The sequence below is a fragment of the Nocardioides sp. AN3 genome, from assembly GCF_054653495.1.
Genome location: NZ_BAAIGC010000003.1, coordinates 1 through 26,209, shown reverse-complemented (window position 1 = coordinate 26,209; position 26,209 = coordinate 1). Strand labels below are relative to the sequence as shown.

28 protein-coding genes are annotated in these 26,209 nt (G+C 70.8%); 22 read left to right on the top strand and 6 right to left on the bottom strand.

The window, feature by feature from the left end; translation table 11 throughout:
- Positions 1 to 33: 33 nt before the first annotated feature.
- Together ACYQ1K_RS04565 and ACYQ1K_RS04560 are read right to left on the bottom strand one after the other, a co-directional pair.
- Positions 34 to 306: a hypothetical protein gene (locus tag ACYQ1K_RS04565; RefSeq protein WP_459981629.1), complete on the bottom strand. Its 273-nt coding sequence runs from the start codon at positions 304 to 306 to the stop codon at positions 34 to 36.
- 226 nt (positions 307 to 532) lie between these two features.
- Positions 533 to 1,414, bottom strand: a complete 882-nt coding sequence (locus tag ACYQ1K_RS04560; RefSeq protein ID WP_459981628.1) for a LysR substrate-binding domain-containing protein — start codon at positions 1,412 to 1,414, stop codon at positions 533 to 535.
- Positions 1,415 to 1,502: 88 nt separating this feature from the next.
- Between ACYQ1K_RS04560 and ACYQ1K_RS04555 the strand changes: the two genes are divergently transcribed.
- The 3 genes from ACYQ1K_RS04555 to ACYQ1K_RS04545 are packed head-to-tail and all read left to right on the top strand — an operon-like array spanning position 1,503 to position 4,065.
- Positions 1,503 to 2,696 carry a thiolase family protein gene (locus tag ACYQ1K_RS04555; protein ID WP_459981627.1) on the top strand — a complete coding sequence of 398 codons (1,194 nt, stop codon included), beginning with the start codon at positions 1,503 to 1,505 and terminating at the stop codon, positions 2,694 to 2,696.
- Positions 2,693 to 3,388 carry a 3-oxoacid CoA-transferase subunit A gene (locus ACYQ1K_RS04550; protein WP_459981626.1) on the top strand — a complete coding sequence of 232 codons (696 nt, stop codon included), beginning with the start codon at positions 2,693 to 2,695 and terminating at the stop codon, positions 3,386 to 3,388. Before ACYQ1K_RS04555 ends, ACYQ1K_RS04550 begins: the two co-directional genes overlap by 4 nt.
- Entirely contained in the window at positions 3,388 to 4,065 is a 678-nt protein-coding gene (locus ACYQ1K_RS04545) for a 3-oxoacid CoA-transferase subunit B (protein WP_459981625.1), read from the top strand. Before ACYQ1K_RS04550 ends, ACYQ1K_RS04545 begins: the two co-directional genes overlap by 1 nt.
- Before the next feature lie 162 nt (positions 4,066 to 4,227).
- Here the strand turns inward: ACYQ1K_RS04545 and paaZ are convergent, their stop codons facing one another.
- Entirely contained in the window at positions 4,228 to 6,258 is a 2,031-nt protein-coding gene (gene paaZ / locus ACYQ1K_RS04540; RefSeq protein ID WP_459981902.1) for a phenylacetic acid degradation bifunctional protein PaaZ, read from the bottom strand.
- Between the two features lie 146 nt (positions 6,259 to 6,404).
- Between paaZ and paaA the strand changes: the two genes are divergently transcribed.
- From paaA to paaI, 9 genes are all read left to right on the top strand, one after another.
- A complete protein-coding gene (gene paaA, locus ACYQ1K_RS04535) occupies positions 6,405 to 7,406 on the top strand; it encodes a 1,2-phenylacetyl-CoA epoxidase subunit PaaA (protein WP_459981624.1) in 1,002 nt (333 codons plus the stop codon).
- On the top strand, positions 7,403 to 7,696 hold the full coding sequence (gene paaB / locus ACYQ1K_RS04530; protein ID WP_459981623.1) for a 1,2-phenylacetyl-CoA epoxidase subunit PaaB: 294 nt from the start codon (positions 7,403 to 7,405) through the stop codon (positions 7,694 to 7,696). The genes paaA and paaB overlap by 4 nt, the downstream gene beginning before the upstream one ends.
- Before the next feature lie 105 nt (positions 7,697 to 7,801).
- Positions 7,802 to 8,737, top strand: a complete 936-nt coding sequence (gene paaC, locus ACYQ1K_RS04525; protein WP_459981622.1) for a 1,2-phenylacetyl-CoA epoxidase subunit PaaC — start codon at positions 7,802 to 7,804, stop codon at positions 8,735 to 8,737.
- The gene (gene paaD, locus ACYQ1K_RS04520) at positions 8,737 to 9,369 is read left to right on the top strand and encodes a 1,2-phenylacetyl-CoA epoxidase subunit PaaD (protein WP_459981621.1); all 633 of its coding nucleotides are present in this window, start codon (positions 8,737 to 8,739) and stop codon (positions 9,367 to 9,369) included. Before paaC ends, paaD begins: the two co-directional genes overlap by 1 nt.
- 1 nt (position 9,370) lies before the next feature.
- On the top strand, positions 9,371 to 10,453 hold the full coding sequence (gene paaE / locus ACYQ1K_RS04515) for a 1,2-phenylacetyl-CoA epoxidase subunit PaaE (RefSeq protein WP_459981620.1): 1,083 nt from the start codon (positions 9,371 to 9,373) through the stop codon (positions 10,451 to 10,453).
- A gap of 14 nt (positions 10,454 to 10,467) precedes the next feature.
- Complete coding sequence (locus ACYQ1K_RS04510; RefSeq protein ID WP_459981619.1) at positions 10,468 to 11,646, top strand: thiolase family protein; 1,179 nt, start codon at positions 10,468 to 10,470, stop codon at positions 11,644 to 11,646.
- Positions 11,643 to 12,398: an enoyl-CoA hydratase/isomerase family protein gene (locus ACYQ1K_RS04505; RefSeq protein WP_459981618.1), complete on the top strand. Its 756-nt coding sequence runs from the start codon at positions 11,643 to 11,645 to the stop codon at positions 12,396 to 12,398. The genes ACYQ1K_RS04510 and ACYQ1K_RS04505 overlap by 4 nt, the downstream gene beginning before the upstream one ends.
- On the top strand, positions 12,395 to 13,228 hold the full coding sequence (locus ACYQ1K_RS04500; RefSeq protein ID WP_459981617.1) for a 3-hydroxyacyl-CoA dehydrogenase family protein: 834 nt from the start codon (positions 12,395 to 12,397) through the stop codon (positions 13,226 to 13,228). The genes ACYQ1K_RS04505 and ACYQ1K_RS04500 overlap by 4 nt, the downstream gene beginning before the upstream one ends.
- Positions 13,229 to 13,233: 5 nt before the next feature.
- Positions 13,234 to 13,659 (top strand): hydroxyphenylacetyl-CoA thioesterase PaaI, encoded by a 426-nt coding sequence (gene paaI / locus ACYQ1K_RS04495; protein ID WP_459981616.1) that lies wholly within the window; start codon positions 13,234 to 13,236, stop codon positions 13,657 to 13,659.
- 4 nt (positions 13,660 to 13,663) lie between these two features.
- Here paaI and ACYQ1K_RS04490 read toward each other — a convergent pair whose 3' ends face one another.
- Positions 13,664 to 14,269: a TetR/AcrR family transcriptional regulator gene (locus ACYQ1K_RS04490; RefSeq protein WP_459981615.1), complete on the bottom strand. Its 606-nt coding sequence runs from the start codon at positions 14,267 to 14,269 to the stop codon at positions 13,664 to 13,666.
- A gap of 107 nt (positions 14,270 to 14,376) precedes the next feature.
- On the opposite strand from ACYQ1K_RS04490, the gene ACYQ1K_RS04485 reads away from it, so the two are divergent.
- The 4 genes from ACYQ1K_RS04485 (at position 14,377) to ACYQ1K_RS04470 (ending at position 18,209) form a co-directional block, all read left to right on the top strand.
- On the top strand, positions 14,377 to 15,162 hold the full coding sequence (locus ACYQ1K_RS04485; protein ID WP_459981614.1) for an enoyl-CoA hydratase/isomerase family protein: 786 nt from the start codon (positions 14,377 to 14,379) through the stop codon (positions 15,160 to 15,162).
- Positions 15,163 to 15,196: 34 nt separating this feature from the next.
- Positions 15,197 to 16,504, top strand: coding sequence for a phenylacetate--CoA ligase PaaK (paaK, locus tag ACYQ1K_RS04480; protein ID WP_459981613.1), 1,308 nt, complete (start codon positions 15,197 to 15,199; stop codon positions 16,502 to 16,504).
- A 57-nt stretch (positions 16,505 to 16,561) separates the two neighbouring features.
- A complete protein-coding gene (locus ACYQ1K_RS04475) occupies positions 16,562 to 17,176 on the top strand; it encodes a response regulator transcription factor (RefSeq protein WP_459981612.1) in 615 nt (204 codons plus the stop codon).
- 223 nt (positions 17,177 to 17,399) lie between these two features.
- Entirely contained in the window at positions 17,400 to 18,209 is an 810-nt protein-coding gene (locus ACYQ1K_RS04470) for a sigma-70 family RNA polymerase sigma factor (protein WP_459981611.1), read from the top strand.
- A 21-nt stretch (positions 18,210 to 18,230) separates the two neighbouring features.
- Here the strand turns inward: ACYQ1K_RS04470 and ACYQ1K_RS04465 are convergent, their stop codons facing one another.
- Positions 18,231 to 19,721: a malate:quinone oxidoreductase gene (locus ACYQ1K_RS04465; protein WP_459981610.1), complete on the bottom strand. Its 1,491-nt coding sequence runs from the start codon at positions 19,719 to 19,721 to the stop codon at positions 18,231 to 18,233.
- A gap of 127 nt (positions 19,722 to 19,848) precedes the next feature.
- On the opposite strand from ACYQ1K_RS04465, the gene ACYQ1K_RS04460 reads away from it, so the two are divergent.
- Together ACYQ1K_RS04460 and cds1 are read left to right on the top strand one after the other, a co-directional pair.
- Positions 19,849 to 21,465 (top strand): AMP-binding protein, encoded by a 1,617-nt coding sequence (locus tag ACYQ1K_RS04460; RefSeq protein ID WP_459981609.1) that lies wholly within the window; start codon positions 19,849 to 19,851, stop codon positions 21,463 to 21,465.
- Positions 21,466 to 21,470: 5 nt separating this feature from the next.
- Positions 21,471 to 22,550: an L-cysteine desulfhydrase Cds1 gene (cds1, locus tag ACYQ1K_RS04455; RefSeq protein ID WP_459981608.1), complete on the top strand. Its 1,080-nt coding sequence runs from the start codon at positions 21,471 to 21,473 to the stop codon at positions 22,548 to 22,550.
- Positions 22,551 to 22,647: 97 nt separating this feature from the next.
- On the opposite strand, the gene ACYQ1K_RS04450 is transcribed toward cds1, so the two are convergent.
- The gene (locus ACYQ1K_RS04450) at positions 22,648 to 23,439 is read right to left on the bottom strand and encodes a putative protein N(5)-glutamine methyltransferase (RefSeq protein ID WP_459981607.1); all 792 of its coding nucleotides are present in this window, start codon (positions 23,437 to 23,439) and stop codon (positions 22,648 to 22,650) included.
- 16 nt (positions 23,440 to 23,455) lie between these two features.
- On the opposite strand from ACYQ1K_RS04450, the gene ACYQ1K_RS04445 reads away from it, so the two are divergent.
- The 4 genes from ACYQ1K_RS04445 to ACYQ1K_RS04430 all read left to right on the top strand — a co-directional run.
- Positions 23,456 to 23,812: a hypothetical protein gene (locus tag ACYQ1K_RS04445; protein WP_459981606.1), complete on the top strand. Its 357-nt coding sequence runs from the start codon at positions 23,456 to 23,458 to the stop codon at positions 23,810 to 23,812.
- Positions 23,809 to 24,240, top strand: coding sequence for a hypothetical protein (locus tag ACYQ1K_RS04440; protein WP_459981605.1), 432 nt, complete (start codon positions 23,809 to 23,811; stop codon positions 24,238 to 24,240). Before ACYQ1K_RS04445 ends, ACYQ1K_RS04440 begins: the two co-directional genes overlap by 4 nt.
- Complete coding sequence (locus tag ACYQ1K_RS04435) at positions 24,237 to 25,295, top strand: MBL fold metallo-hydrolase (protein ID WP_459981604.1); 1,059 nt, start codon at positions 24,237 to 24,239, stop codon at positions 25,293 to 25,295. Before ACYQ1K_RS04440 ends, ACYQ1K_RS04435 begins: the two co-directional genes overlap by 4 nt.
- Positions 25,296 to 25,408: 113 nt before the next feature.
- On the top strand, positions 25,409 to 26,209 hold an 801-nt coding region (locus tag ACYQ1K_RS04430), incomplete at its 3' end, for a DUF222 domain-containing protein (protein ID WP_459981603.1).

Genomic DNA, 26,209 nt, shown 5'->3' with positions numbered 1-26,209 from the left:
GTGCTGCGCACCTGGGCTGGCCGACAACGTCCCTCACGACGTCCGCGGCGCCCACAACGGGGCGATCGAGACGCGCAGGTCGTCGTCGGCCAGCTCGGCCTCCGTGTCGGCGGCGGCGAGCAGCGCGCTGATCGCGTTGGGGTAGGGACCCTCATAGGTCGCGCTCTCCACGCCGCTGACCAGGACGATGTGCGGCTGGTCGAACTCGTGCGCCTCGGACCGGACCAAGCGCTCCTCGATGAGCCGCAGGAGGATCGGCGTCAGCGGCTGCGCTGAGGGGTCGCCTGGCGGGTCAGGAGTCGTCACGTTCTCAAGACGCCGGCTGCACGTCGGCTGTTACGGCTGGTCGTCCTCGTGAGAGGTCGGGAGGGGGTGTGGCTCCGCCCCCACAGCAGAGCCACACCCCTTGGGGACCGACCGGCCGTCAGCGGACACGGGAGCACTCCGGGGCCGGTCATCGACTAGGACGTGCAGAGCGATGACTTCGTTACGCCGGTCGCTGGGGATCTTCGGACAGCCCCCATGCAGCCCCTCAGAACATCCCGCGGATGACGTCGACGGTTCGCAGCAGGTGTGGCTCGGTCCGGTCGGTGCGGTGAGCGACCGCGAGCTCGATGCTGACGGCGGGGCGGACGAGCGGTCGGTAGACGACTCCGTCCAGCGCCAGAGCCGTCACCGGCTCGGGCACGACGGCGACACCCAGTCCGCCGGCCACGAGGGTCACCAGGGTCGACGTCTCGCCGACCTCGTGTCGCACGTGGGGGTCGATCCCCGCATCGCGGAACAGCCTGATGACGATGTCGTACATCATCGAGCGACGGTCGGCCGAGTGCACGATCAGGTCGACCTCGGCCAGATCCGCGACGCGCACCTGGCGACGAGTGGCCAGGCGATGGTCGGCGGGCAGCGCGACGACGAGCCGGTCGCGGCGCAGCGGCGCTACCGTGAGTGAGAGGTCGGCGACCGGCGAGCGCAGTAGTGCGACGTCGATCCCGCCCTGGCGGAGCGCCTCGACCAGGTCGGGCGCGAGCATCTCGCCGCGGAAGGCGAAGTCGACTCCCGGCAGCTCGGCGGCGAGGTGGCGTGAGAGGGCCGGGAGCACGCTGTACGTCGCTGAGCCGACGCCGCCGATCGCCAGATGCCCGACAGCGCCGGCGGCGACGCGTCGTACCTCTTGTGAGGCATCCTCCAGCTCGGCGAGCACCGAGCGGGCTCGCGCGAGGTAGGCGACGCCGGCCTCGGTCAGCTCGACCCGACGGGTGGTGCGATGGAGGAGGACGACCCCGAGCTCGCTCTCGAGCTGCCGGATCGACTGGGAGAGGGGCGGCTGCGCCATGTGCAGGCGCTCGGCGGCCCGACCGAAGTGGCGCTCCTCCGCGACCGCGACGAAGTAGCGCAGGTGACGCAGCTCCACTCGATCTTCCTATCTATATTTGCGACGTCTGAATCGTGTCGGATATTGATACTTCACCCTATCGCTGACGGCGCTTAACGTCGTCAGCATGAGCGCTTTCGTGTACGCCGCCGTCCGCACCCCGTTCGGAAGGTTCAACGGTGCCCTCGCCGGCATCCGGCCCGACGACCTCGCCGCCACCGCGGTCGACGCGCTGCTCGCCAAGGCACCCGGCCTCGACCGCGGCGCGGTCGACGAGGTCGTGTGGGGCAACGCGAACGGCGCTGGAGAGGAGAACCGCAACGTCGGCCGGATGGCCGCTCTGCTTGCCGGCCTCCCGACGAGCGTGCCCGGCACGACGGTCAACCGGCTCTGCGGCTCGAGTCTGGACGCCGCCATGATCGCCTCGCGGCAGATCGAGACGGGCGATGCCGAGATCGTGCTCGTCGGTGGCGTCGAGTCGATGACGCGCGCCCCATGGGTGCTGCCGAAGCCGGCCAAGGGCTTCCCGGCCACCGATGTCACGGCTGTCTCGACCACGCTGGGCTGGCGACTGGTGAACCCGCGGATGCCGAAGGAGTGGACGGTCTCGCTCGGCGAGGCCAACGAGCAGCTGCGAGACAAGCACGGCGTCAGCCGCGAGCGCCAGGACGAGTTCGCCGTGCGCTCCCACCGACTGGCGGCGGCGGCCTGGGAGGACGGCTTCTACGACGACCTCGTCACGCCCGTCGAGGGTCTGGCCCGCGACGAGGGCGTGCGGCCGGACTCCTCGCTCGACGCGCTGGCCGGTCTCAAGCCGAGCTTCCGGCCGGACGGGACGATCACCGCGGGCAACGCCTCGCCCTTGAGTGACGGAGCCTCGGCGGTCCTGCTCGGCTCCGAGACAGCGCGGGAGCGGATCGGTCTCGAGCCGCTGGCCCGGATCGCCGGCCGCGGCTCGTTCGCGCTCGACCCGCAGGACTTCGGCTACGCCCCGGTGGACGCGGCCAACCGGGCGCTGGCCCGGGCCGGGATCAGCTGGAACGAGGTCGGCGCGGTCGAGCTCAACGAGGCGTTCGCGGTGCAGTCGCTGGTCTGCGTCGACGCGTGGCTGTCCCAGGGGCTGAAGGATGCGGAGCTCGTCAACACCCGCGGCGGGGCGATCGCCCTCGGCCACCCGCTCGGTGCCAGCGGCGGCCGCGTGCTGGGCACGTTGGCGAAGGTGCTCCGCGAGCGCGGCGAGCGCTGGGGCGTCGCCGCGATCTGCATCGGCGTCGGCCAAGGTCTGGCCGTGGTGCTGGAGAACACCGAGGCGGGCTCGTGAGCCGTGCGGTGCTGCTCGAGAGCGTCGACGAGGCCGTCGCGGGCATCGAGGACGGCAGCACGATCCTGGTGGGCGGGTTCGGTCTCGCAGGCATGCCGTTCGACCTGATCGACGGCCTGATCCGTCAGGGCGCGAAGGACCTGACCATCGTGTCCAACAACGCCGGCAACGGGGAGGTCGGGCTCGCTGCTCTGCTCAAGGCCGGGCGGGTCCGCAAGGTGATGTGCTCGTTCCCCCGGCAGAGCGACTCCTACGTCTTCGACGAGCTCTACCGCTCGGGCCGGGTCGAGCTCGAGGTCGTGCCCCAGGGCAACCTCGCCGAGCGGATGCGCGCCGCCGGCGCCGGCATCGGCGCGTTCTTCTCGCCGACCGCCGTCGGCACGCCGCTGGGCGAGGGCAAGGAGCAGCGCACGATCGACGGGCGAGACTACGTCCTCGAGTTTCCGATCAGGGGCGACTACGCCCTGGTCGGAGCCCACCGCGCCGACGGCATGGGCAACCTCGCCTACCGCAAGACGGCCCGCAACTTCGGCCCGGTCATGGCCACGGCCGCCGCGACGACGATCGTCCAGGTGAACGAGGTTGTCCCGACGGGTGACCTCGACCCGGAGGCGGTCGTCACGCCCGGCATCTTCGTCGACCGGATCGTCCGCGTCGACGCCCGCCACTACACGGTTCAAGGAGCGCGCTGATGGCGTTGACCCCCGACGAGCTCGCCGCCGTCGTCGCCCGCGACATCCCGCACGGCGCGTACGTCAACCTCGGGATCGGGCAGCCGACCAAGGTCGCCGACCACCTGCCGGCAGGGTCCGGCGTGGTGCTGCACACCGAGAACGGCATGCTCAACATGGGCCCGGCCGCGGTCGGCGACGAGATCGACCCTGACCTCACCAACGCGGGCAAGGTCCCGGTGACGGAGCTGCCCGGGGCGTCGTACTTCCACCACGCCGACTCCTTCGCCATGATGCGTGGCGGCCACCTCGACGTCTGCGTGCTCGGCGCCTTCCAGGTGTCGGCGGCCGGCGACCTGGCCAACTGGCACACCGGCGCCCCCGATGCCATTCCGGCGGTCGGCGGCGCGATGGACCTCGCCATCGGTGCGAAGCAGGTCTTCGTGATGATGACGCTCTTCGACAAGCAGGGTCGCCCCAAGCTGGTGCCGCAGTGCACCTATCCGCTGACCGGCGTGGCGTGCGTCAGTCGCGTCTACACCGACGTCGCCGTCTTCGACGTGGGCCCTGAGGGCGCCGTCGTGCGGGAGACGTTCGGCATCGAGATCGACGAGCTCCGCGAGCGGCTCGACGTGCCGCTCACCCTCCGCGAGCAGACGCAGATGACCGCCGCCGGTTGGGTGAGCAGACGCAGATGACCGCCGTGGGTGCCGCGAGCAGACGCAGATGACCGCCGCCGGTTGGGTGAGCAGACGCAGATGACCGCCGAGGCGTGACCATCTGCGTCCGCCTACCGGCGCTCGCGTGACCATCTGCGTCTGCTCGCCGGCGTATGCGTGACCATCTGCGTCTGTTCGGCGTCAGGCTGGGGGCCAGGTCTTGGCGACGAGGGTGAGGACGTCGTACGTCGCAACGGCCTCGCCGGCGGCGTTGGTGACGGTGGCGTCCCAGCGGACCTCGCCGTAGTCGGCGGAGGTGCGCGGCGTGATCTGCTTGACCGTCAGCTGCACGCGGATCGTGTCGTCCGCCTTGACTGGTGTGAGGAAGCGCAGGTTGTCGACGCCGAAGTTGGCCAGCACCGGGCCGGGGTCGGGGTCGACGAACAGCCCGGCGGCCAGGGAGACGACCAGGTAGCCGTGCGCGACGATCCCGCCGAACAGCGGGTTGGCGGCGGCCGCCTCAGGGTCGGTGTGGGCGTAGAACGTGTCACCGGTGAACTCCGCGAAGTGGTCGATGTCCGCCCGCGACACCGTCCGCGGGGCGCTCTCGATCGTGTCGCCGACCCGAAGCTCGGCAAGGCTCTTGCGGAACGGATGCACGTCGGCGACCGAGCGGTGCGACCCGGTGGTCCAGCGGCCGGTGATCGCGGTGAGCATGTCGGGTGAGCCCTGGAGCGCGGTGCGCTGCATGTGATGCAGGACGCCCCGGATGCCGCCGAGCTCCTCGCCGCCACCGGCCCGTCCTGGGCCGCCGTGCACGAGCACGGGGAGCGGCGAGCCGTGGCCGGTCGACTCGCCGGCGTCGTCGCGGTCCAGCACGAGGATGCGACCGTGCCACGGCGCCAGGCCGAGGGTCACTGCCCGGGCGACGGCGGGGTCGTGGGTGACGAGCGAGCCGACGAGGCTGCCGCGACCGCGGGCGGCCAAGGTGATCGCCTCGTCGAGCGAGCCGTAGGTGAAGACCGTGCTGACCGGGCCGAACGGCTCCACGTCGTGGGCCTCCACGGCACCCGGCCGGGCGCGCAGCAGGACCGGCGCCATGAACGCGCCGTGCTCGGCATCAGCGCCCACGACGTCGACATGGTCGGGGTCGCCGTACACGATCTCGGCCGAGGCCAGCAGCGCCTCGACGGCCTTGCGCACCTCGTCGCGCTGCGCCAGCGAGGCCAGCGCGCCCATGCGGACGGACTCGTCGGCGGGGTCGCCGACGGTGATCTTCGCGAGCCGTGCCGAGATCGCCTCGACGACCTGGTCGGCGATCGCCGCCGGGACGATGGTGCGCCGGATCGCGGTGCACTTCTGTCCGGCCTTGACCGTCATCTCCGCGACGACGCCCTTGACGAACAGGTCGAACTCGGGGTCGTCGGCGCTGACGTCGGGTCCCAGGATGGAGCAGTTGAGGGAGTCGGCCTCGACGCCCAGGCTCAGGCCGCCGTGCACGACCGAGGGGTGCGTGCGCAGGATGCCCGCGGTGTGCGCGGAGCCGGTGAAGGCGACCGAGTCCTGCACGCCGAGGTGGTCGAGCAGCGACCCGGCGCTGCCGCAGAGCAGCTGCAGCGAGCCCTCGGGCAGGATCCCTGAGGAGATGATCCGGCGGACGACCGCCTCGGTGAGGTACGCCGTCTGGCTGGCCGGCTTCACGATCGACGGAAGCCCGGCGAGGAAGGCGGGGGCGAGCTTCTCGAGCATGCCCCACACGGGGAAGTTGAACGCGTTGATCTGGACCGCCACACCCGGCCGCGACGTGTAGACGTGCTGTCCGACGAAGGTGCCGCCGCGACCGAGCCGCTCGGGCGGCCCGTCGAGGACGACGATGTCGTTGGGCAGCTCGCGGGTGCCCTTGCTCGCGTAGGAGAAGAGCGTCCCGAAGCCGCCGTCGATGTCGACCATCGAGTCGCGCTGGGTAGCGCCGGTGCGTGCGGAGAGTGCGTAGAGCTCGTCCTTCTCCTCCGAGAGGTGCTTGGCGAGCTGCTTGAGCAGGCCCGCACGCTCGTGGAAGGTCAGTGCTCGGACGGCGGGGCCGCCGACCGTCCGCGCGTGCTCGACCATCTGGGCCAGGTCGAGGCCGCGGCTCGAGATCCGGGCGACCTCCTCGCCGGTCACGGCGTCGAGCAGCGGCTCGCCGTCGTCGGTGGCGCGGAACCAGCGCCCGGCGGCGTAGCTCTCCAGCATCTCGCTCACGTCAGTCCTTCCGTCAAGCAGGTCAAGGTCGTCGAGCCGGGCGGATGTTGCCTGCCCGTTGCCAGGTCGGCGCTCGGTGTGCCACGCTATTACAGACCGCTCGGTCAGTAAATACCCGTCAGAGACCGGAGGCTTGGATGACAGCCGTGTCAGCAGGGGTGGACGAAGCCGACCTGCAGTCGTCGTTCGACTCGACCATCGCGCACCACGACCGGATCGAGCCGCGCGACTGGATGCCGGAGGACTACCGCAAGACGCTGGTGCGCCAGATCGCCCAGCACGCACACTCCGAGATCATCGGGATGCAGCCCGAGGGCAACTGGATCGGACGGGCGCCGTCGTTGCGCCGCAAGGCGATCCTGCTCGCCAAGGTCCAGGACGAGGCCGGCCACGGCCTCTACCTCTACTCCGCCTGCGAGACCCTCGGCGTGTCCCGCGAGGAGCTCACGCAGAAGCTGATGAGCGGTGCGCAGAAGTACTCCTCGATCTTCAACTACCCCACGCTCTCCTACGCCGACGTCGGCACGATCGGCTGGCTCGTCGACGGCGCCGCCATCTGCAACCAGGTGCCGCTGTGCCGCACGTCGTACGGCCCCTACGGCCGCGCGATGATCCGGATCTGCAAGGAGGAGTCGTTCCACCAGCGGCAGGGCTACGAGCTGCTGATGACGATGATGCGCGGCACCGATGAGCAGCGGGCGATGGTGCAGGAGTCCGTCAACCGCTTCTGGTGGCCGGCGCTGATGATGTTCGGCCCACCGGACGGCGACTCGCCCAACACCGAGCGGTCGATGGCCTGGGGCATCAAGCGCCACACCAACGACGAGCTGCGTCAGCGCATGGTCGACATGACCGTGCCGCAGGCCGAGCTGCTCGGCGTCACCCTTCCGGACCCCGAGCTCAGGTGGAACGAGGAGCGGGGCTCCTACGACTTCGGCGAGGTCGACTGGGAGGAGTTCTGGGACGTGGTCAAGGGCAACGGGCCGTGCAACGAGCAACGCCTGGCACACCGCCGCCAGGCGTACGACGACGGAGCCTGGGTCCGCGAGGCCGCCCTGGCCTTCGCCGCCGGTGGTCTCGAGACGCCCTCGCCTCGCGGCTCGGGCTACTCGACCATCGAAGGGGAGGAGGACCGATGACCGGTGTCAAGGCCGAGTGGCCGCTGTATGAGGTCTTCGTCCGCGGCAAGCGCGGCCTCAACCACGTCCATGTCGGATCGCTCCACGCCCCGGACGACCAGATGGCGCTGCGGCATGCGCGCGACGTCTACACGCGCCGCAACGAGGGTGTCTCGATCTGGGTCGTGCGCTCCTCCGACATCACCGCGTCGAGCCCCGACGAGAAGGACCCGCTGTTCGCCCCCTCGGGCGACAAGGTCTACCGCCACCCGACGTTCTACGACATCCCCGACAACGTTCCCCACATGTGAAGCCACCCCACGGAGCTCTTCGCCTCCCCGCTTCGCTCCTTGGGCGAACAACACCGCGGGGACCCCGGTGTCGCCGGGCGATGGCTCGACGAACGAAAGCTGCTGATGACTGAGATCCACACCCACACCCCCGACGATCACGAGAGCGCGTACGACGGGCTGCTGGTCAACGACGCGCACTGGGCCTTCGGCACCGACTTCGAGGACCCGTTGGCAGGTGTCGACACGACGGTGCCCGACGGCGTCGACGCCGCCGCCCTGGCGTCGTACTGCCTGATGCTCGGCGACGACTCCCTCGTGCTCTCCCAGCGCATCTCGGAGTGGTGCAGCCGAGCACCCGACCTCGAGGAGGACATCGCGCTGGCGAACATCGCCCTCGACCTCCTCGGTCAGGCGCGGCTCCTCCTGGCGCGTGCCGCTGCCGCCGACACGTCCGTCGTGCCGGCGCTCCCCGAGGGCTCGCCGGTGCCTGACGAGGACGCCCTGGCGTTCTTCCGCGACGCGGAGGCCTTCCGCAACGTGCGCCTGACCGAGGTGCCGAACGGCGACTTCGCCCATGTCGTCGTCCGCATTCTGCTGTTCGCGACGTGGAGGCTCGCGCTGTTCGAGCGGTTGGCGCACAGTCGCGATGCCGTCCTCGCCGCGGTTGCTGCGAAGGGCGTCAAGGAGCTGACCTACCACCGTGACTTCGCGGGTCGCTGGTTCGTCACCCTCGCGGGCGGCACCGAGGAGTCGCGCCGGCGCCTCCTCGCGGCGCTGGACGCGCTCATGCCGCTGTGGCCTGAGCTCTTCGCGACCCATGACGTCGAGCGCGACATCGCCGCCAGCGGAGTGGGGGTCGACCCGGCCTCGGCGGCACAGGAGGCCGACGCCGTCCTCGACCAGGTCCTCGCCGTCGCCGGCGTCGATCGCCCGGACCGCCCCGGACTGGCGGGTGTCCAAGGCCGCACGGGCCGCGACGGGCTCCACACCGAGGCGCTCAGCCGGCTGCTCGCCGAGATGCAGGTCGTCGCACGGGCGCACCCGATGGGGCAGTGGTGATGGGTCTCGATACGCGGTCGCTCGTTCCTCGCGAGCGCTACTCGACCAGCGACAGCGCGACGCCAGCCGGGGTAGTCCGGGACGCTTCCGACCATTACTCGCCGGTAGACCGTGGGGAACGTCCCGGACTACCCGGCCTCGCCGAGCGCGCCCGCGCTGTCGCGGAGACGGTCACCGACCCCGAGCTGCCGATGCTGACGCTGGCCGACCTCGGCGTCCTGCGTTCGGTCGAGGTCGACGAGGACGGCAGCGTGGAGGTCGCGATCACGCCGACCTACAGCGGCTGCCCGGCCATGGCGACGATGCGCGACGACCTGGTCCGCAGCCTCAACGAGGCGGGCTTCGCCGATGCCCGCGTCCGGGTGGCGCTCGAGCCCGCGTGGACGACCGACCAGATCAGTGACCGCGGCCGGGCCGCGCTCATCGAGGCCGGCATCTCCGCACCGGGCCGGGCGCCGGTGCGCAGCGGCCCGGTCCCGCTGACGCTCGGGCCCGTACGACGCCAGGTGACCTGTCCTCGATGCGGGTCGGCCGACGTCGACCTGACGTCCGAGTTCGGCTCGACCGCCTGCAAGGCGCTCTACCGCTGTCGCGCATGCCTGGAGCCGTTCGACCACGTCAAGGAGATCTGACATGACCACCATGACCGCGCGCCCACGGACGGTGACGGAGTTCCACACGCTCACGGTGTCCACTGTCGAGCGGCTCACCGAAGACGCCGTCGCGGTGACCTTCGACGTGCCCGAAGAGCTGCGTGAGGTGTACGCCTTCGACGCGGGGCAGTCGCTGACACTGCGACGGGTGATCGACGGCGTCGAGCACCGGCGGACCTACTCGATCTGCTCGCCGGCCGGCAGCGCGCCGCGGATCGGCGTCCGTGAGATCCCGGACGGCCTCTTCTCGACGTGGCTGGTGCACGAGGTGCGATCGGGCGACGCTGTCGAGGTCCAGGCGCCGTCCGGCAGCTTCCGGGCCGATCCGGGGGCCGGAGGACGGCATCTGTGCATCGCGGCCGGCTCCGGCGTCACGCCGATGCTCTCGATCGCGGCGACGGTGCTCGCGAACCCGGACGCGTCGGTCACCCTGCTCTACGGCAACCGCACGACGAACACCGTGATGTTCGCCGAGGAGCTCGCCGACCTGAAGAACCTTCACGGTCCGAGCTTCGACCTGGTCCACGTGCTCTCGCGCGAGCCGCGTGACGTCGAGCTCTTCTCCGGCCGGCTCGACGCGGACCGGCTGCGCACGATCCTCAGGCTTCTGGTCCCGCTCGACGAGGTCGACCACGTCTGGCTGTGCGGTCCCCTCGGCATGATCGAGGACGCCCGCGGAGTGCTCACCGCCCTCGGCGTCGCGCCGGAGCGGGTGCACTTCGAGCTGTTCTTCGTCGACGAGCCGCCGCCGCAGCTGCGCCACGAGGACCCCCGTCTCGAGGGGGTGACGAGCGAGGTGACCGTCGTGCTCGACGGCCGGAGCACGACCACGCCGATGGCTCGGACCCAGAGCATCCTCGACTCCGCGCAGACCCATCGCACCGACCTGCCCTTCGCCTGCAAGGGAGGCGTCTGCGGCACCTGTCGCGCCCACGTCAACCAGGGCGAGGTCGACATGGTGCGCAACTACGCCCTCGAGGAGTCCGAGGTGGCGGCCGGATACGTGCTGACCTGCCAGACCTTCCCGGTGAGCGACACCGTCACCGTCGACTTCGACGCCTGAGCCTGAGGAGAGCCATGACCGAGTCCTTCATCCTGGCCGGAGCGCGCACGCCGATCGGCCGCTACGGCGGCGCGCTCGCCCGCGTGCGGCCCGACGACCTGGCGGCGCTCGTCGTCGGGGAGGCCGTACGCCGCGCCGGCATCGACCGCGAGCGCATCGACGAGGTCGTCCTCGGCGCCGCCAACCAGGCCGGTGAGGACAACCGCAACGTCGCGCGGATGGCGGCGCTTCTCGCGGGGCTCCCGGAGGCGGTGCCCGGTTTCACGGTCAACCGGCTCTGTGCGTCCGGGCTGACCGCGATCGCGACCGCCCGGCAGATGATCGCGGCCGGTGATGCGGACGTGGTCGTGGCTGGTGGCGTGGAGTCGATGACGCGTGCGCCGTGGGTCCAGGCGAAGCCGGACCGCGCGTGGGCGAAGCCGGGAGAGGCCTTCGACACCTCGATCGGGTGGCGCTTCACCAACCCGCGCTTCGACGCCGAGACCACGTTGTCGATGCCGCAGACGGCCGAGTGCGTGGCCGAGCAGTGGTCGCTGACCCGCGAGGAGCTCGACGCCTTCGCACTGCGCTCCCACGAGCGGGCGGTCGAGGCGATCAAGAACGGGCGGTTCGCCGATGAGATCGTCGCGGTCCCGACCGCCGACGGTGAGGTCGCCGTCGACGAGGGGCCCCGGGCCGACACCAGCCTCGAGCGCCTCGCCCGGCTGCGACCGGTCAACAAGCCGGACGGCGTGGTGACCGCGGGCAACTCCAGCTCGCTCAACGACGGGGCGGCCGCGGTCGTCGTCGCCAGCGAGCGCTTCGTGGCCGAGCACGGGCTGCAGCCGCGCGCCCGTCTCGTGGCCGCCGCGAGCGCCGGTGTCGCGCCGGCGATCATGGGCATCGGTCCGGTCCCGGCCACCCAGAAGGCGCTCGCCCGGGCCGGCTGGCAGGTCGGTGACCTCAACGCGGTCGAGCTCAACGAGGCGTTCGCCTCGCAGTCGCTGGCGTGTGTCCGCGACCTGGCTCTCGACCTCGACATCGTCAACGCCGACGGGGGTGCGATCGCGCTGGGCCACCCGCTCGGGGCGTCGGGCACCCGCATCGTGCTCACCCTCCTCGGGAGGCTCGAGCGCGGTGATGGCCATCGCGGGCTCGCCACGATGTGCGTCGGGGTCGGCCAGGGCGCCGCCCTGCTCCTGGAGCGCCCGTGAGCAGCACCCCGACGGCCACGATCTCGGTCGAGGAGAGCGCCGACCGCGTCGTCGCACGCCTGGACCGACCGGAGGTCCGCAACGCCATCGACCAGGCGATGGTGAGCGAGCTGCACGACGTCTGCACCGCGCTGGAGACCGACCCTCGCATCCTGTTGCTCACCGGCTCCGGGGGCACCTTCGCAGCGGGCGCCGACATCGCCCAGCTCCGTGAGCGGCGCCGCGACGACGCCCTCCGGGGGATCAACTCGGGGCTCTTCGACCGGATCCGGCGGCTGCCGATGCCGACGATCGCGCTGGTCGAGGGCTACGCGCTCGGCGGCGGAGCAGAGCTCGCCTACGCGTGCGACTTCCGGATCGGCACGCCGACCACGCGCATCGGCAACCCCGAGCCGGGCCTCGGCATCATCGCCGCAGCAGGTGCGACCTGGCGGCTCGTCGAGCTGGTCGGGGAGCCGGTCGCGAAGGAGATCCTGCTCGCCGGCCGAGTGCTCGACGCCGCGGAGGCCCACGCCGTGCGGCTCCTCAACGAGGTCGTCGAGCCCGACGAGCTGCTCGCGGCCGGTCACCGCTGGGCCGACCGGATCGCGCAACAGGCGCCACTGGCGGTACGACTGACGAAGGCCGTGTTCCATGCGCCGCGCGAGGCACACCCGATGATCGACGACATCGCCCAGGCGGTGCTCTTCGAGACGACGGAGAAGCATGATCGGATGACAGCGTTCCTGGAGCGCCGGAAGGAGAAGAAGTGAGCAGTCTCCCGCAGACCGTCGGCGTGTACGGCGGCGGCCGGATGGGCGCCGGCATCGCCCACGCGTTCCTGTCGGCCGGTGCCGACGTCATCGTCCTCGAGGCCTCGGCCGAGAGCGCCGAGGCCGCCCGTGGCCGGGTCGAGGCGAGTCTCGCCAAGGCCGCTGAGCGGGGCGTCGCCTCCGCCTCGGTCGGACGGCTGGCCGTCTCGACGTCGGTGCACGACCTCTCCGTCGCCGAGCTCGTCGTCGAGGCGGTGCCGGAGGTGCGTGAGCTCAAGGCCGACGTGCTCGCGAGGATCGAGGAGGTCGCCCCGCTCGCCGACATCGCCACCAACACCAGCTCGCTCTCGATCGACTGGCTCACCGCGACCTTGGCCGACCCGCGCCGGCTCATCGGGTTGCACTTCTTCAACCCCGTGCCGGCGAGCGCGCTCGTCGAGATCGTGGTCGGGACCCACACCGACCCGGCGCTGGTCACGCGTGCCCAGCAGTGGGTGGCCGACCTCGGGAAGACGGCGATCACCGTGACCGACTCGCCCGGCTTCGCGTCGAGCCGGCTCGGGGTGATGCTGGCGCTCGAGGCGATGCGGATGCTCGAGGAGGGTGTCGCGAGTGCCGAGGACATCGACACCGCGATGACGCTCGGCTACCGCCACCCGGTCGGGCCGCTGCGCACGACGGACATCGTCGGACTCGACGTCCGACTCGACATCGCCGAGCACCTGGCGCGCGAGCTCGGGCCGCGGTTCGAGCCGCCGGCGGTCCTTCGCGAGAAGGTCGCGGCCGGCAAGCTGGGGCGCAAGACCGGTGAGGGCTTCTACCGGTGGTGAGCCCGATGCCTTCCTCAGGCGACAGCGCCGACGACCTCGCCCGCTCCTCGGCCGAGGCCATGTGGGCCGACGACGCCGCGAGTCGCGGGCTCGGCATGGAGATCCGCTCGATCGCACCTGGCCTGGCTGAGGTCGTCATGGCCGTCCGCGACGACATGGTCAACGGCCACGCCCTGTGCCACGGCGGACTGATCGCCACGCTCGCCGACAGCACCTTCGCGCTCGCGTGCAACACCTACGGCGAGGTCACGGTCGCGTCCGGGTTCGAGATCGACTTCCTGGAGCCGGCGCGCCTCGGTGACGTGCTCGTCGCCACCGCCGTCGAGCGAGCTCGGCGCAAGCGCTCCGGGATCTACGACGTCACGGTTCGCAGCGGCGACACGGTGATCGCGGAGTTCCGCGGCCGCAGCCGGTCGCTCGCCAGAGCCTGACCGATCAGCGTCGCAGTCCGTCGAAGGCCACGGTCGCGACCGCCTGGGCGAGCTGGTGGGCGTCGTACCTGCCCTCGGGTCGCACCCACTCGACGAGTGAGTTGACCATGCCGAAGAGCAGCCTGCTGATGAGGTCGGGGTCGACGTCGTCGCGCACGGCACCCTCGGCGACCGCCGCCTGGACCAGCTCGGCCAGACGGTCGTCGATGACGCGCCGGCGGCGGAGCGCGTCGAGCTCGACCTCGCCGTTGCCGCGCACGCGCAGCAGCAGCGTCACCGCCGGCAGGTGCTCGACGAGCACCTCGATGCTGCCCTGGACCGCGCCGCGCAGGCGTTCGTACGCCGACCCGGACGGGTCCGCATCGGCCCGGTCGAGCACGGCGCTGAGGTTGTCCAGCGCCTCGTCGAGCGCCTCCTTGAGCAGGTGGGTCTTGCTCGGCACGTGGTGGTAGATCGCCGACTTCGTGAAGCCCAGCTCGGCCGCGAGGTCGCCCATGCTCGTGGCGTCGTACCCCTGCCGGTTGAACAGGTCGACGGCGCGCCGGAGCACGGTCGCCTGGTCGTAGCCCGGGCGCCCGCGTCGCGGCGTGGGCGCGGCGTCGGTCGTCATGTCAGCAGGCTCCCACACGGGGACCGACGGACGCGCGCTGGGTCTAGCGGCGGAACGTCCCATGCTGTAATACTGACCGAAAGGTCAGGAATTCGGAAGAGGGATCCATGGACTCTGTGCTGGTCGAGCGGCGTGACGCCGTGGCCACGGTCACGATCAACCGCCCCGAGCGCCGCAACTCGCTGAACGCCGAGGTCAAGGACGCGCTTCGTGACGCCCTCGACGACGTCGGCGCCGACGCAGAGGTGAGGGCCGTGGTCCTCACGGGCGCCGGGGAGCACTTCTGCGCCGGGCAGGACCTCAAGGAGCACGCCGACGGACTGCAGGCGGGTGCGACCAGCGCGTTCGCCACCGTGGCAGACCACTACGCACCGATCGTGCACAGCCTGGCGACGATGCCGAAGCCCGTCGTCGCCGCCATCGAGGGCAACTGCGTGGGTGCCGGTCTCGGGTTCGCGCTCGCGTGCGACCTTCGCGTCATCGCGTCGGACGCGACCCTCGCCACAGCTTTCAGCTCGATCGGCCTGACCTGCGACTCGGGCCTCTCCTACACCCTGCCGCGTGCGGTCGGGGACGCCCGTGCGCGCCGGCTCGTCCTCCTCGCCGAGCCGTTCACGGCGGCCCAGGCGGTCGAGTGGGGCGTCGACTGCGACGTCTCCGGCCCGGGGAGCACGCTGGTCACCGCCACCAAGCTGGCCGAGCGGCTCGCGGCGGGGCCGACCGCGGCGTACGCCGAGAGCAAGCGGCTGCTGACCGAGACCTGGTCGCGCGATCTCGATGCCACACTCGCCGCCGAGGGAGCCGCGCAGGCCAGGGCCGGCTCGACCGCGGACCACGCCGCCGCGGTGGCGGCCTTCCTCCACAAGGAACGGCCGGTCTTCGCCGGCCGCTGAGAACCACCCGCCCGAACCGACCCAGGGAGTCACGTTGCCTGCCCCGATCCCACCCGACCACGGCATGGAGCCGATCGAGACCGCCTCCGTCGACGAGCTCCGGGCGCTGCAGCTGCAACGGCTGCAGTGGTCCGTGCGGCACGCCTACGACCACGTCGAGCACTATCGCAAGGCGTTCGAGGCCGCCCAGGTCCACCCCGACGACGTGACCGACCTCGCGGACCTGGCGCGGCTGCCGTTCACGAGCAAGGCGACCCTGCGTGAGAACTACCCGTTCGGCATGTTCGCCGTGCCGCGCCAGGAGGTCGTCCGGGTCCATGCCTCGTCCGGGACGACCGGCAAGCCGACGGTCGTGGGCTACACCCGCGGCGACCTGGACGTGTGGGCGACGGTCGTGGCCCGCAGCATCCGTGCGGCCGGCGGACGGCCGGGTGACATCCTCCACAACGCCTACGGCTACGGGCTCTTCACCGGCGGGCTCGGTGCGCACGGCGGCGCCGAGAAGCTCGGCTGCACGGTGGTCCCGGTCTCCGGCGGGATGACGGAGCGACAGGTGCAGCTCATCGCGGACTTCCGGCCGGACCTGATCATGGTCACGCCGTCCTACATGCTCAACATCATCGACGAGATGGAGCGCCAGGGTCTCGACCCGCGGGCCAGCTCGCTGCGGGTGGGGATCTTCGGTGCCGAGCCGTGGACGAACGAGATGCGCGTGGCGATGGAGGAGCGCCTCGACATGCACGCCGTCGACATCTACGGCCTGTCGGAGATCATCGGGCCCGGCGTCGCGCAGGAGTGCGTGGAGACCAAGGACGGCCTGCACGTGTGGGAGGACCACTTCTACCCCGAGATCATCGACCCGATGACCGGCGAGGTGCTCCCGGACGGCGAGGAGGGCGAGCTGGTGCTGACCTCGCTGACCAAGGAGGCCATGCCGGTCATCCGCTACCGCACCCGCGACCTCACCCGGCTGCTGCCGGGCACCGCGCGGCCCATGCGGCGGATCGAGAAGATCACCGGGCGCACCGACGACATGATCATCCTGCGCGGGGTCAATCTCTTCCCGACCCAGATCGAGGAGCTCGTCCTCAAGGTCCCCGCCCTGACCCCGCACTTCCAGTGCGTCCTCACCCGCGAGGGCAACATGGACGCGATGACCGTGATCATCGAGCGCTCGGAGCAGGCGACGAGCGCCGAGGCGACCGCGGCGGCCGACCACGTGCGGCAGCTCGTCAAGCGGACGATCGGCGTCACCGTCGGCGTCGAGGTCAAGGAGCCCTACGAGATCGAGCGCTCGGTCGGCAAGATGCGCCGCATCGTCGACCGTCGCAATCGAAAGTAAAGGCGGTTGTCGCGTTCCTTCACCGCGTCTGGCACGCTTTCATCATGGATGTCGCTAATGCCTGAGCAGCCCATCCGCCTCGCCATCGTCAGCCGACAGGAAGTAGTGGCGCGTGGCCTGACGGCCATGCTCGCGGACTACCCCGACCGGGTGACAGTCGTCGCCATGGCCAGCGTGTACAGCAAGGCCAAGGGCATCGACGTCGTGCTCTACGACAGCCACGGGCTGCACCGCTCCGACGGCGCCGACCTGGACCACCTGATCCAGAAGACCGACGCCAAAGTGCTCATCTACAGCCGCGACATGAGGCCGGACCTGCGTGCGCGCGCCTTGGCGCGCGGCGCCGACGGCTGGGTCTCGATGAGCAAGCACGCGCCGGAGCTGCTCGCGGCCATCGAGCGCGTCGCCGACGGCAAGCCGCAGGAGGAGCAGGTCGACTGGATCGGCCAGGAGGCGGGGCTCTCGCCTCGCGAGGTCGAGGTGCTCTCCCTCGTCACCCAGGGCATGTCGAACCAGGAGATCTCCGAGCGGCTCTTCCTGACGATCAACACCCTGAAGAGCCACATCCGGCAGGCGTACAAGAAGATCGGCGTCTCCTCGCGCGCCCAGGCGGTCGCCTGGTGCATGCAGCACGGCTTCGCCCCGCCGGACCCCCTCGGTCCGCCGCACTAGCGTCCGCGAAGGGACGGCGAATATCGCTTCCGCTCACCGGGGTACCGTCCCGCGTCGACACACTCGAGGAGACCGATGCGGACCCCCGACGGCGGCGCACGCTGTGGACGTCCACAGCGTGCCCACCCGCAAGGGTGGGTGGGGCCTGCTGATTCCCCACCCGGAGGGGCCAAAAGGCCCGGGTGGCGGTTACGGCGGTCCTCGGGCCGGGGACGACTCAGGCATGACGATCACAGCGACGCTCCACCACGATGTGCCCCGAGAGACCCGGCGCCGCGAGACGACACGACTCTTCGATGAGGCGACCTGTGCGCGGCGTATCGAGCGCGAGGACCTCATCGAGCAGGTCATTCTCATGAACACCGGTGTCGCCCGCTCCATCGCGCGTCGCTACGTCGGGCGGGGCATCCCGCTGGAGGACCTCGAGCAGGTCGCCTACCTGGCCCTGGTCCGTGCTGCCCGCAAGTTCGACGGCGACAAGGCCGACGACTTCCTGACGTACGCCGTGCCGACCATCCGCGGCGAGATCAAGCGCCACTTCCGTGATCTCGGCTGGACCGTGCGTCCGCCTCGCCGCATCCAGGAGCTGCAGACCGGCGTCCTGCGGATGCGCGAGACGCTCCGCGACGACAGCGGCCGCGTCCCGACCCCGGCGGAGATCGCCACGAAGCTCGGCGTGGACGAGAGCGACGTCGTCGAGGCCCTGACGGCGGAGGGCTGCTTCACGCCGCTGTCGCTCGACGCGCCCGTGAGCTCGGGGGAGCCGGAGGCCGCGAGCCTCGGCGACCTCCTCCCGGAGTACGACGCCGACCTGTCCGTGGCCGAGGCCCGAGCCCTCCTCGCTCCGGCGCTCGGCAAGCTGACCGAGCGCGAGCAGGTGATCGTGCGGCTGCGCTTCGTCGACGACCTGACGCAGGCCGAGATCGGCGAGCGGATCGGTGTCACGCAGATGCAGGTCTCGCGCCTGCTGGCCGGCATCCTCGGCAAGCTGCGCGAGAGCATCGCCCCCGACGGCAAGCCGATCGCCGCCTGAGGCTGGCCGTTCCCGGCCGCTCTAGGCCGAGCGGACGTGCGAGCGCTGCTCGGGAGTCACCAGCCCCAGCGCGCGCCCGGTCCGCACGAGCGTCTGCTGGGCTGCGTCGGGGTCGTCGGAGAGCGAGGCGCCGAAGCTCGGGACGAGCTGGCGCAGCGTGGGCTGCCAGTCGTCCCAGCGGTCGGCGAAGCAGCGCTCGAGGACCTGCAGCATGATGGGCGTCGCGGTCGACGCCCCCGGCGAGGCGCCGAGCAGCCCGGCGATGGAGCCGTCGGCGGCGGTGATCACCTCGGTGCCGAACTGCAGCACGCCGTTGGGCCGGATGACCTGGACGCGCTGGCCCGCGGTGATCTTCTCCCAGTCCTGCGGCTGCGCCTCCGGGAAGAAGTCGACCAGGTCCTTGAACTTCGTCGAGGGCCGCGCGATGAGCTGCTGGATCAGGTAGATCGTCAGGCCGATGTTGGTCAGCCCGGCCTTGAGGATCGGCCAGATGTTGTGCAGCCGGATCGAGGCGAAGAGGTCGAAGAAGGAGCCGAACTTGAGGAACCGGGGGCTGAAGCCGGCGTACGGCCCGAACATCAGCGCCTGGGAGCCGTCCACGAAACGGGTGTCGAGGTGCGGGACCGACATCGGCGGCGCACCGACGGCCGCCTTGCCGTAGACCTTCGCCTGGTGCTGCTTGACGAGCTCCGGCTTGGTCGTGCGGAGGAACTCACCGGAGACCGGGAAGCCGCCGAAGCCCTTGATCTCGGGGATCTTGGCGCCCTGGAGCAGGCGCAGCGCGAAGCCGCCCGCACCGACGAAGACGAACCGGGCCGTGTAGGCGAACCGCTCGCCGCTGCCGACGCGGCGCCCGCTGACCTCCCACAGGCCGTCGGCGTCGCGCTGGACCTTGCGGACCTCGGAGCCGAGCTCGAGGTCGGCGCCCCGCGCGACCAGGGAGTCGCTGAGGATCTCGGTGAGCCGGCCGAAGTCGACGTCGGAGCCGGTCTCGGTGAAGGTCGCGGCGACGGGGACGGACAGGTCGCGGCCCTCGATGAGGGTCGGTGCCCACTGGGCGATGACCTGCGGGTCGTCGCTGAACTCCATCCCCGCGAAGAGCGGGTGGGCGGCGAGGGCCTCGAACCGCCGGCGCAGGTAGTCGACGTTGTCGGCCCCCCACACGAAGCTCATGTGGGGGATCGGGTTGATGAAGGCCGACGGGTCCGGGATCCGCCCGCTCTCGACGAGGAAGGACCACAGCTGGCGGGAGACCTGGAACTGCTCGTTGACCTGCACCGCCTTCGAGATGTCGACGCTGCCGTCGTCGTTCTGGGGGGTGTAGTTGAGCTCGCAGAGGGCGGAGTGGCCGGTGCCGGCGTTGTTCCACGGGCCCGAGCTCTCGAGTGAGAGGGAGTCGAGTCGCTCGAGGACCTTGATGCTCCAGGCCGGCTCGAGCTCCTGGAGGAGCGTGCCCAGAGTGGCGCTCATGATGCCGCCACCGATGAGAACAACGTCGACAGGTGTCTCCACCCTTCATGTATCGGCCATCGAGGTGCCGAGCGGCAAATCGGGTCCGCCGTCGGGGGCCGATATGTGGCAGAGGTCATACGTCGATGGGTCCCTGTGACGTGGGCCACAGAGGTGGTAGAGATGCTCCATGGAGTCGTACGCCGCCGGAGAGACCGACCTCGCGTTGCTCGAGGAGACGATCGGAGCCAACTTCGAGCGCACGGTCCGGGCCTACGGTGATCGGGAGGCCCTCGTCGACGTGCCGTCGGGTCGGCGCTGGACCTGGCAGCAGCTCGACGACGCCGTGAACTGGCTGGCGCGGGGTCTGCTCGCGGCGGGCGTCGCGAAGGGCGACCGTGTCGGGATCTGGGCGCCCAACTGTCCGGAGTGGACGATCGTGCAGTTCGCCTGCGCCAAGATCGGCGCGATCCTGGTCAACGTCAACCCGGCGTACCGCACCCATGAGTTCGTCTATGTCGCCAACCAGAGCGGAATGCGGCTGCTGATGGCGGCGAGCTCGTTCAAGACGAGCGACTACCGGGCGATGATCCGCGAGACCGCCGACCAGTGCCCGACGCTCGAGCGGGTCGTCTACATCGACTCCGACGGCTGGCGCGCGCTCAACGACCAGGGCCGCGAGCTGCCGCCGCGCGCCGTGGCGGAGCGGATGGCGACGCTGGACCCCTTCGACGCGATCAACATCCAGTACACCTCCGGCACGACCGGCTTCCCCAAGGGCGCGACTCTCTCGCACCGCAACATCCTCAACAACGGCTACTTCGTGACCGAGACGATCGGCTTCACCGAGGCCGACCGGCTCGCCATCCCCGTGCCGTTCTACCACTGCTTCGGCATGGTGATGGCGAACCTCGGCTGCACCACGCACGGCGCCACGATGGTCATCCCCGGGCCGGGCTTCGACCCCGCCGCGACGCTGAAGGCGGTCCAGGACGAGCGCTGCACGGCCTTGTACGGCGTCCCCACGATGTTCATCGCCGAGCAGAACCTTGCTGACTTCGCCGACTACGACCTGTCCAGCCTGCGCACCGGCATCATGGCGGGCTCCATCTGCCCCGTCGAGGTGATGAAGCACTGCGTCAACGACATGGGTATGGGCGAGGTCTCCATCGCCTATGGCATGACCGAGACCTCGCCGGTCTCCTGCCAGACGCGGGTCGACGACGACCTCGAGCGGCGTACGGCCACCATCGGCCGGGCCGCCCCGCACGTCGAGATCAAGATCGTCGACCTGGCGACCGGCAGATGCGTGCCGCGCGGTGAGCCGGGCGAGTTCTGCACTCGCGGCTACTCGGTGATGCTGGGCTACTGGGGCGAGCCTGAGAAGACCGCGGAGGCGATCGACGACGAGGGCTGGATGCACACCGGCGACCTCGCTGTCATGCGCGAGGACGGCTACTGCAACATCGTCGGGCGGATCAAGGACATGGTCATTCGCGGTGGCGAGAACATCTACCCGCGCGAGATCGAGGAGTTCCTCTACAGCCACCCCGACATCGAGGACGTCCAGGTGGTCGGCGTGCCCGACGAGCGCCTCGGTGAGGAGCTGTGCGCCTGGGTCCGGATGAAGGCCGAGGCGGCGCCGCTCGACGCCGACGCCGTCCGCGCGTACGCCGAGGGCAAGCTGGCCCACTACAAGATCCCGCGCTACGTGCTGGTGGTCGACGAGTTCCCCATGACCGTGACCGGCAAGATCCGCAAGGTCGAGATGCGCGAGCGAAGCGTCGACTTGCTCGGCCTATCCTGACCGCCGTGCCGCAGCTTCGCGCCGACCATCGCGCCTGGATCGACGAGGCGGTCCGCCGTGTGGAAGCCGACGCGAACCGAAGCGCGGACACTCATCTGCACGTGCTCGCCCTGCCGACGCCGCACGTGACGCTCTACCTCAAGGACGAGTCGGTCCACCCGACCGGCAGCCTGAAGCACCGGCTGGCTCGCTCGCTCTTCCTCTACGCGCTCTGCAACGGCTGGCTGCGCGCCGGGTCCACGGTCGTCGAGGCCTCCTCCGGCTCGACCGCGGTCTCGGAGGCCTACTTCGCCCGTCTCATCGGCCTGCCCTTCGTCGCGGTGATGCCGCGCTCGACGTCGCCGGAGAAGGTCGCGCTCATCGAGTGGTACGGCGGCCGCTGTCACTTCGTCGACTCGGCGGGTGCCGTCTACGACGAGGCCCGCCGGCTGGCCGCCGAGTGCGGCGGCCACTACATGGACCAGTTCACCTACGCCGAGCGCGCGACGGACTGGCGGGGCAACAACAACATCGCCGAGTCGATCTTCTCCCAGCTGCGCTTGGAGCCCCACCCGGTCCCGGCCTGGATCGTCGTCTCGGCGGGCACGGGCGGCACGTCCGCCACGATCGGGCGCTACCTCCACTACCGTCGCCACGCCACCAGGCTCCTGGTCGCCGACCCCGAAGGCTCCGCGTTCTACGACGGCTGGGAGCAGGACGTCTCCACGGCGACGGGCGCCGGCTCCCGGATCGAGGGCATCGGCCGTCCGCGGGTCGAGCCGTCCTTCGTCGGCGGGGTCGTCGACGACATGATGCGGGTGCCCGACGCCGCGTCGATCGCCACGATGCGCTGGGTCTCCGAGCGGCTCGGTCGCCTCGTGGGTGGGTCGACCGGCACGAACGTCTGGGCGGCGCTGCAGGTGATCGAGGGCATGCGCGCCGCCGGTGACTTCGGGAGCGTCGTGACGCTGCTGTGCGACGGAGGCGATCGCTACTCCACCACCTACTACTCCGACGACTGGCTGGCCGCCCAGGGCATCGACCTGGCGCCGTACGCCGACGCGCTGGCGGCGTACGACGAGACCGGTGTGCTGCCCGTCGTCTGACGCGATCTCGTCATGGAGAGCTGCGATCGTCGTCTTGTGAGCGGAGGTCGCCCACTGGTGGGGGGTGGGCGACCTCCGTCATCCCTCGTCACCTGCCTCAGCGCGTTCCGACGACGACGGTGGCGCCGATGTCGTCGTCGGTCTCGACCCGTGTCGTCAGGCCGGCCGTGCGCATCAGCGCGGCCGAGGTCGCAGCCTGCCGACGACCGGTCTCGACGAGGATCGCGCCACGGGGCGTCAGCCGGGCCGTCGCGCCGCTGATCGCTCGCCGCTGCACGTCGAGGCCGTCCGGACCGCCGTCGAGGGCCACCCGGTGCTCGTGATCGCGGGCCTCAGGCGGCATCAGCGCGATCTCGTCGGTCGGCACGTAGGGCGCGTTCGCGAGGATGACGTCGAAGCGCTGCCTCTCCGGCAGCGGCTCGTAGAGATCGCCCTGCAGCACGCGGTCGTCGCCGAGGTTCAGTCGCGCGCAGGTCACCGCGTCCGGGTCGATGTCGACCGCCCAGACCTCGAGCTGCGGAGCCCGCGCGGCGAGCGCGGCCCCGATCGCCCCTGTCCCGCAGCCCAGATCGAGGGCGCGCCCGCCGGCGCCGTCGGGGAATTGCCCACCCAGCAGCTCAGCCGCCAGCCTGACCATCAGCTCGGTCCGCCTCCGGGGCACGAAGACCCCGCTGGCGCACGTGACCCGGATGCCGGCGAACTCGGCCCAGCCGAGCACCGTCTCGAGCGGCTCGCCGGCGACGCGTCTCTCCGCGAGCGCCTCGAGGCCGTCCGCGGAGTCGGCGGCGGCAAGCAGCAGCGCCGCCTCCTCCTCGGCGAAGACGCACCCCGCCGCGCGCAGGCGGCTCACGAGCGCGGCGTCGGCCGGTTCAGGGGCGAAGGACGTCATCGGCAAGGATGCTCCCATGTCCGGCGCGCTGATCCCCATCGCCTGGATCGTGGTCGCCTACGCGCTCCTCGTCACGGTCGCGGCGGCCATCGGGGTTGCTCTCCGGGCACCTCGACCCCGTTGGCTCGACCAGCTTGCGTGGATGCTCGAGCTGCTGGCCGTGGTGCTGGCGGTCGGCGCGTTGGCCGCCCTCTCCGAGGGACGTCCGGACGAGCTGACGACCCACCTCGGCTATGTCGCGGCGGTCGTCGTGATCGTCCCGATCGCGATGGGCTCCGTGCGCGAGGACCGGGGGTCGTGGTCCTCCGGAGTGGTCGCGGTGGCAGCCCTGGCGACGGGCGTCGTCGCGGTGAGGATCATGATGACCCGGTGAGCGACTCGAAGCCCCGGCAAGGACCGCACCTGGTCCTGCTGGCCGTCTACGCCCTCTTCATCCTGGCGTCCGGCTCGCGTGCGGTCGTCCAGATCGCCACGAAGTTCCACGTCGCGCCGGTGGCGTACGTCCTCTCGCTGGTGGCCGCGCTGACCTACGTCGCGGGGTGGTTCGCCATCCGCCGGGCGGCGCACGGTCGCCCCGAGCTCGCGCGCGTGATGCTGGGGGTCGAGCTCGGTGGCGTGGTCGTGATCGGGACGCTGTCGCTCATCAAGACTGACTGGTTCCCCGACGCCTCGGTGTGGTCCGACTACGGCGGCGGCTACGGCTGGGTGCCGGCGATCCTCCCGATCGCCGGACTGCTGTGGCTGCACCGGACGACGTCGCCCGCCGACACCATCCGACGACACGAGAGCGAGCACGCATGAGCACCCCGACGGCGTACGCCATCTCCCCCGACTCCGGCGAGCACTGGTCCGCCCCCGGCGCCTTCGAGGTCGCCGACGGGATCCACCGGATCCCGCTGCCGCTGCCGATGGACGGGCTGAAGGCGGTCAACGTCTACGTCATCGAGACCCAGGAGGGCCTGACGCTGGTCGACGGTGGCTGGGCGATCACCGAGGGCCGGGAGGCGCTCGAGAAGGGCCTGCGCCAGCTCGGCCGCAGCTTCACCGACATCCGCCGCTTCCTCGTCACTCACGTCCACCGGGACCATTACTCGCTCGCCGCGGCCCTGGGGACCGAGGTCGGTGCCGACGTGACGCTCGGGCTGGGGGAGAAGCCGACGCTCGACGTGATGCTCGGGTCGACCGCTGCTGACGAGTTCCCGATGGCCGCGCAGCTGCGCCAGAGCGGAGCGGCCGAGCTCGCTCGAGCGATCGGCCGGGACCCGGCCGACGACGGGCGCGACCGAGCCGCGATCCGCTACCCCGACACCTGGCTCGAGGGCGATCGCGAGGTGCCGGTCGGCGAGCGCACGCTGGCCGCCATCCACACGCCCGGCCACACCCAGGGGCACTACGTCTTCGCCGAGCGCGGCGCCGGCCTGCTCTTCGCGGGCGACCACGTGCTGCCCACCATCACGCCGTCGATCGGCTTCGAGCCGGCCGCTGTGACGCAGCCGCTGCGCGACTTCATGGCCTCGCTCGCCAAGCTTCGTGCGTTGCCCGACCTCAAACTGCTGCCCGCCCATGGGCCGGTCGCGCCGTCGGTGCACGCCCGCGTCGACCAGCTCGTGGAGTTCCACGAGGAGCGGCTCGCGCAGTGCCTGGCGGCGCTGTCCGGTGAGGGACGCTCGGCGTACGACGTCGCAGGCGACCTGTCGTGGACGCGACACGAGCACGCGTTCTCGACGCTCGACAATTTCAACGCGGCGCTCGCCTCGATGGAGACCAAGGCGCATCTCGAGCTGCTCGTCGCCCGAGGACAGGCGAGCCGTGCCGACGTGGATGGCGTCTTCCAGTTCACTCGTGCACACCTCTGAAGAGGTGCTTGGCGTCCTGTTCGAACAGGTGTACGATTGAGGTAGATCGCCCGGTTCGCCGGTCCCTCCACGTCGATCTGCTGACTTGTCCGTCTGCTGTCCGTGGAGCCCTGATGACCTCTCCTTTTCCGGAACCGCCTCGCCGGCCTGCTGTGACGCGGTCGCATCAGGTGCACCGGTTCCTGGGCCGGCTGGGTGAGGTGTTGGACGAGGTCAGTACTGACACCGTCTGGGCGTTGAGCCAGCAGGAGCTGGCCGAGTCGCTACGCGAGGCCTACGCCGCCCAGGCGCGGTTGCAGGCGCTGACGTTGCGGCTGGTGGCCCAGGCTGACCTCAACGATCTGGCCTCCCACGAGGGGGCGGTGAGCCTGCCGGCCTGGCTGCGGGTCCAGGTCCGGCTGGCCCCCGGGGAGGCGAAACGCCAGGTCAGGCTCGCGAAGGCCCTCGAGGCCCATCAGGTGACCCGGGAAGCACTCACGGCGGGTGGGTTCCCGGCCGCCTCGGCGGCGGTGATCACCGAGGCCGTCGACGCCCTCCCTGATGAGATCGACCCAGGGCTACGCGTCCAGGCGGAGGAGTTCTTGGCCGGGGAGGCCCACCTCCACGACACCGCCGCGCTGCGCCGCCTGGCGGCGCATGTGGAGGAGGTCATCGACCCCGACGGCGCCGAGGAACGCCTGGCCGAACAGCTCGCCCGCGCCGAGGAGAAGGCCGCCCGCCAGGCCTGCTTCACCCTCGGCCACGACCAGACCACCGCGAGCAGTCAGGGACGGTTCAAGCTGCCCCTGCTCAGCGGGATCAAGCTGGAACGGATGCTGCAAGCCCTACTCAACCCCAACCGGCCCGACCCGATCGGATTCGAGGATCCCGAGACCGGACGGCCCTACACGCTCGAGGAACGCCGCGGCCAAGCA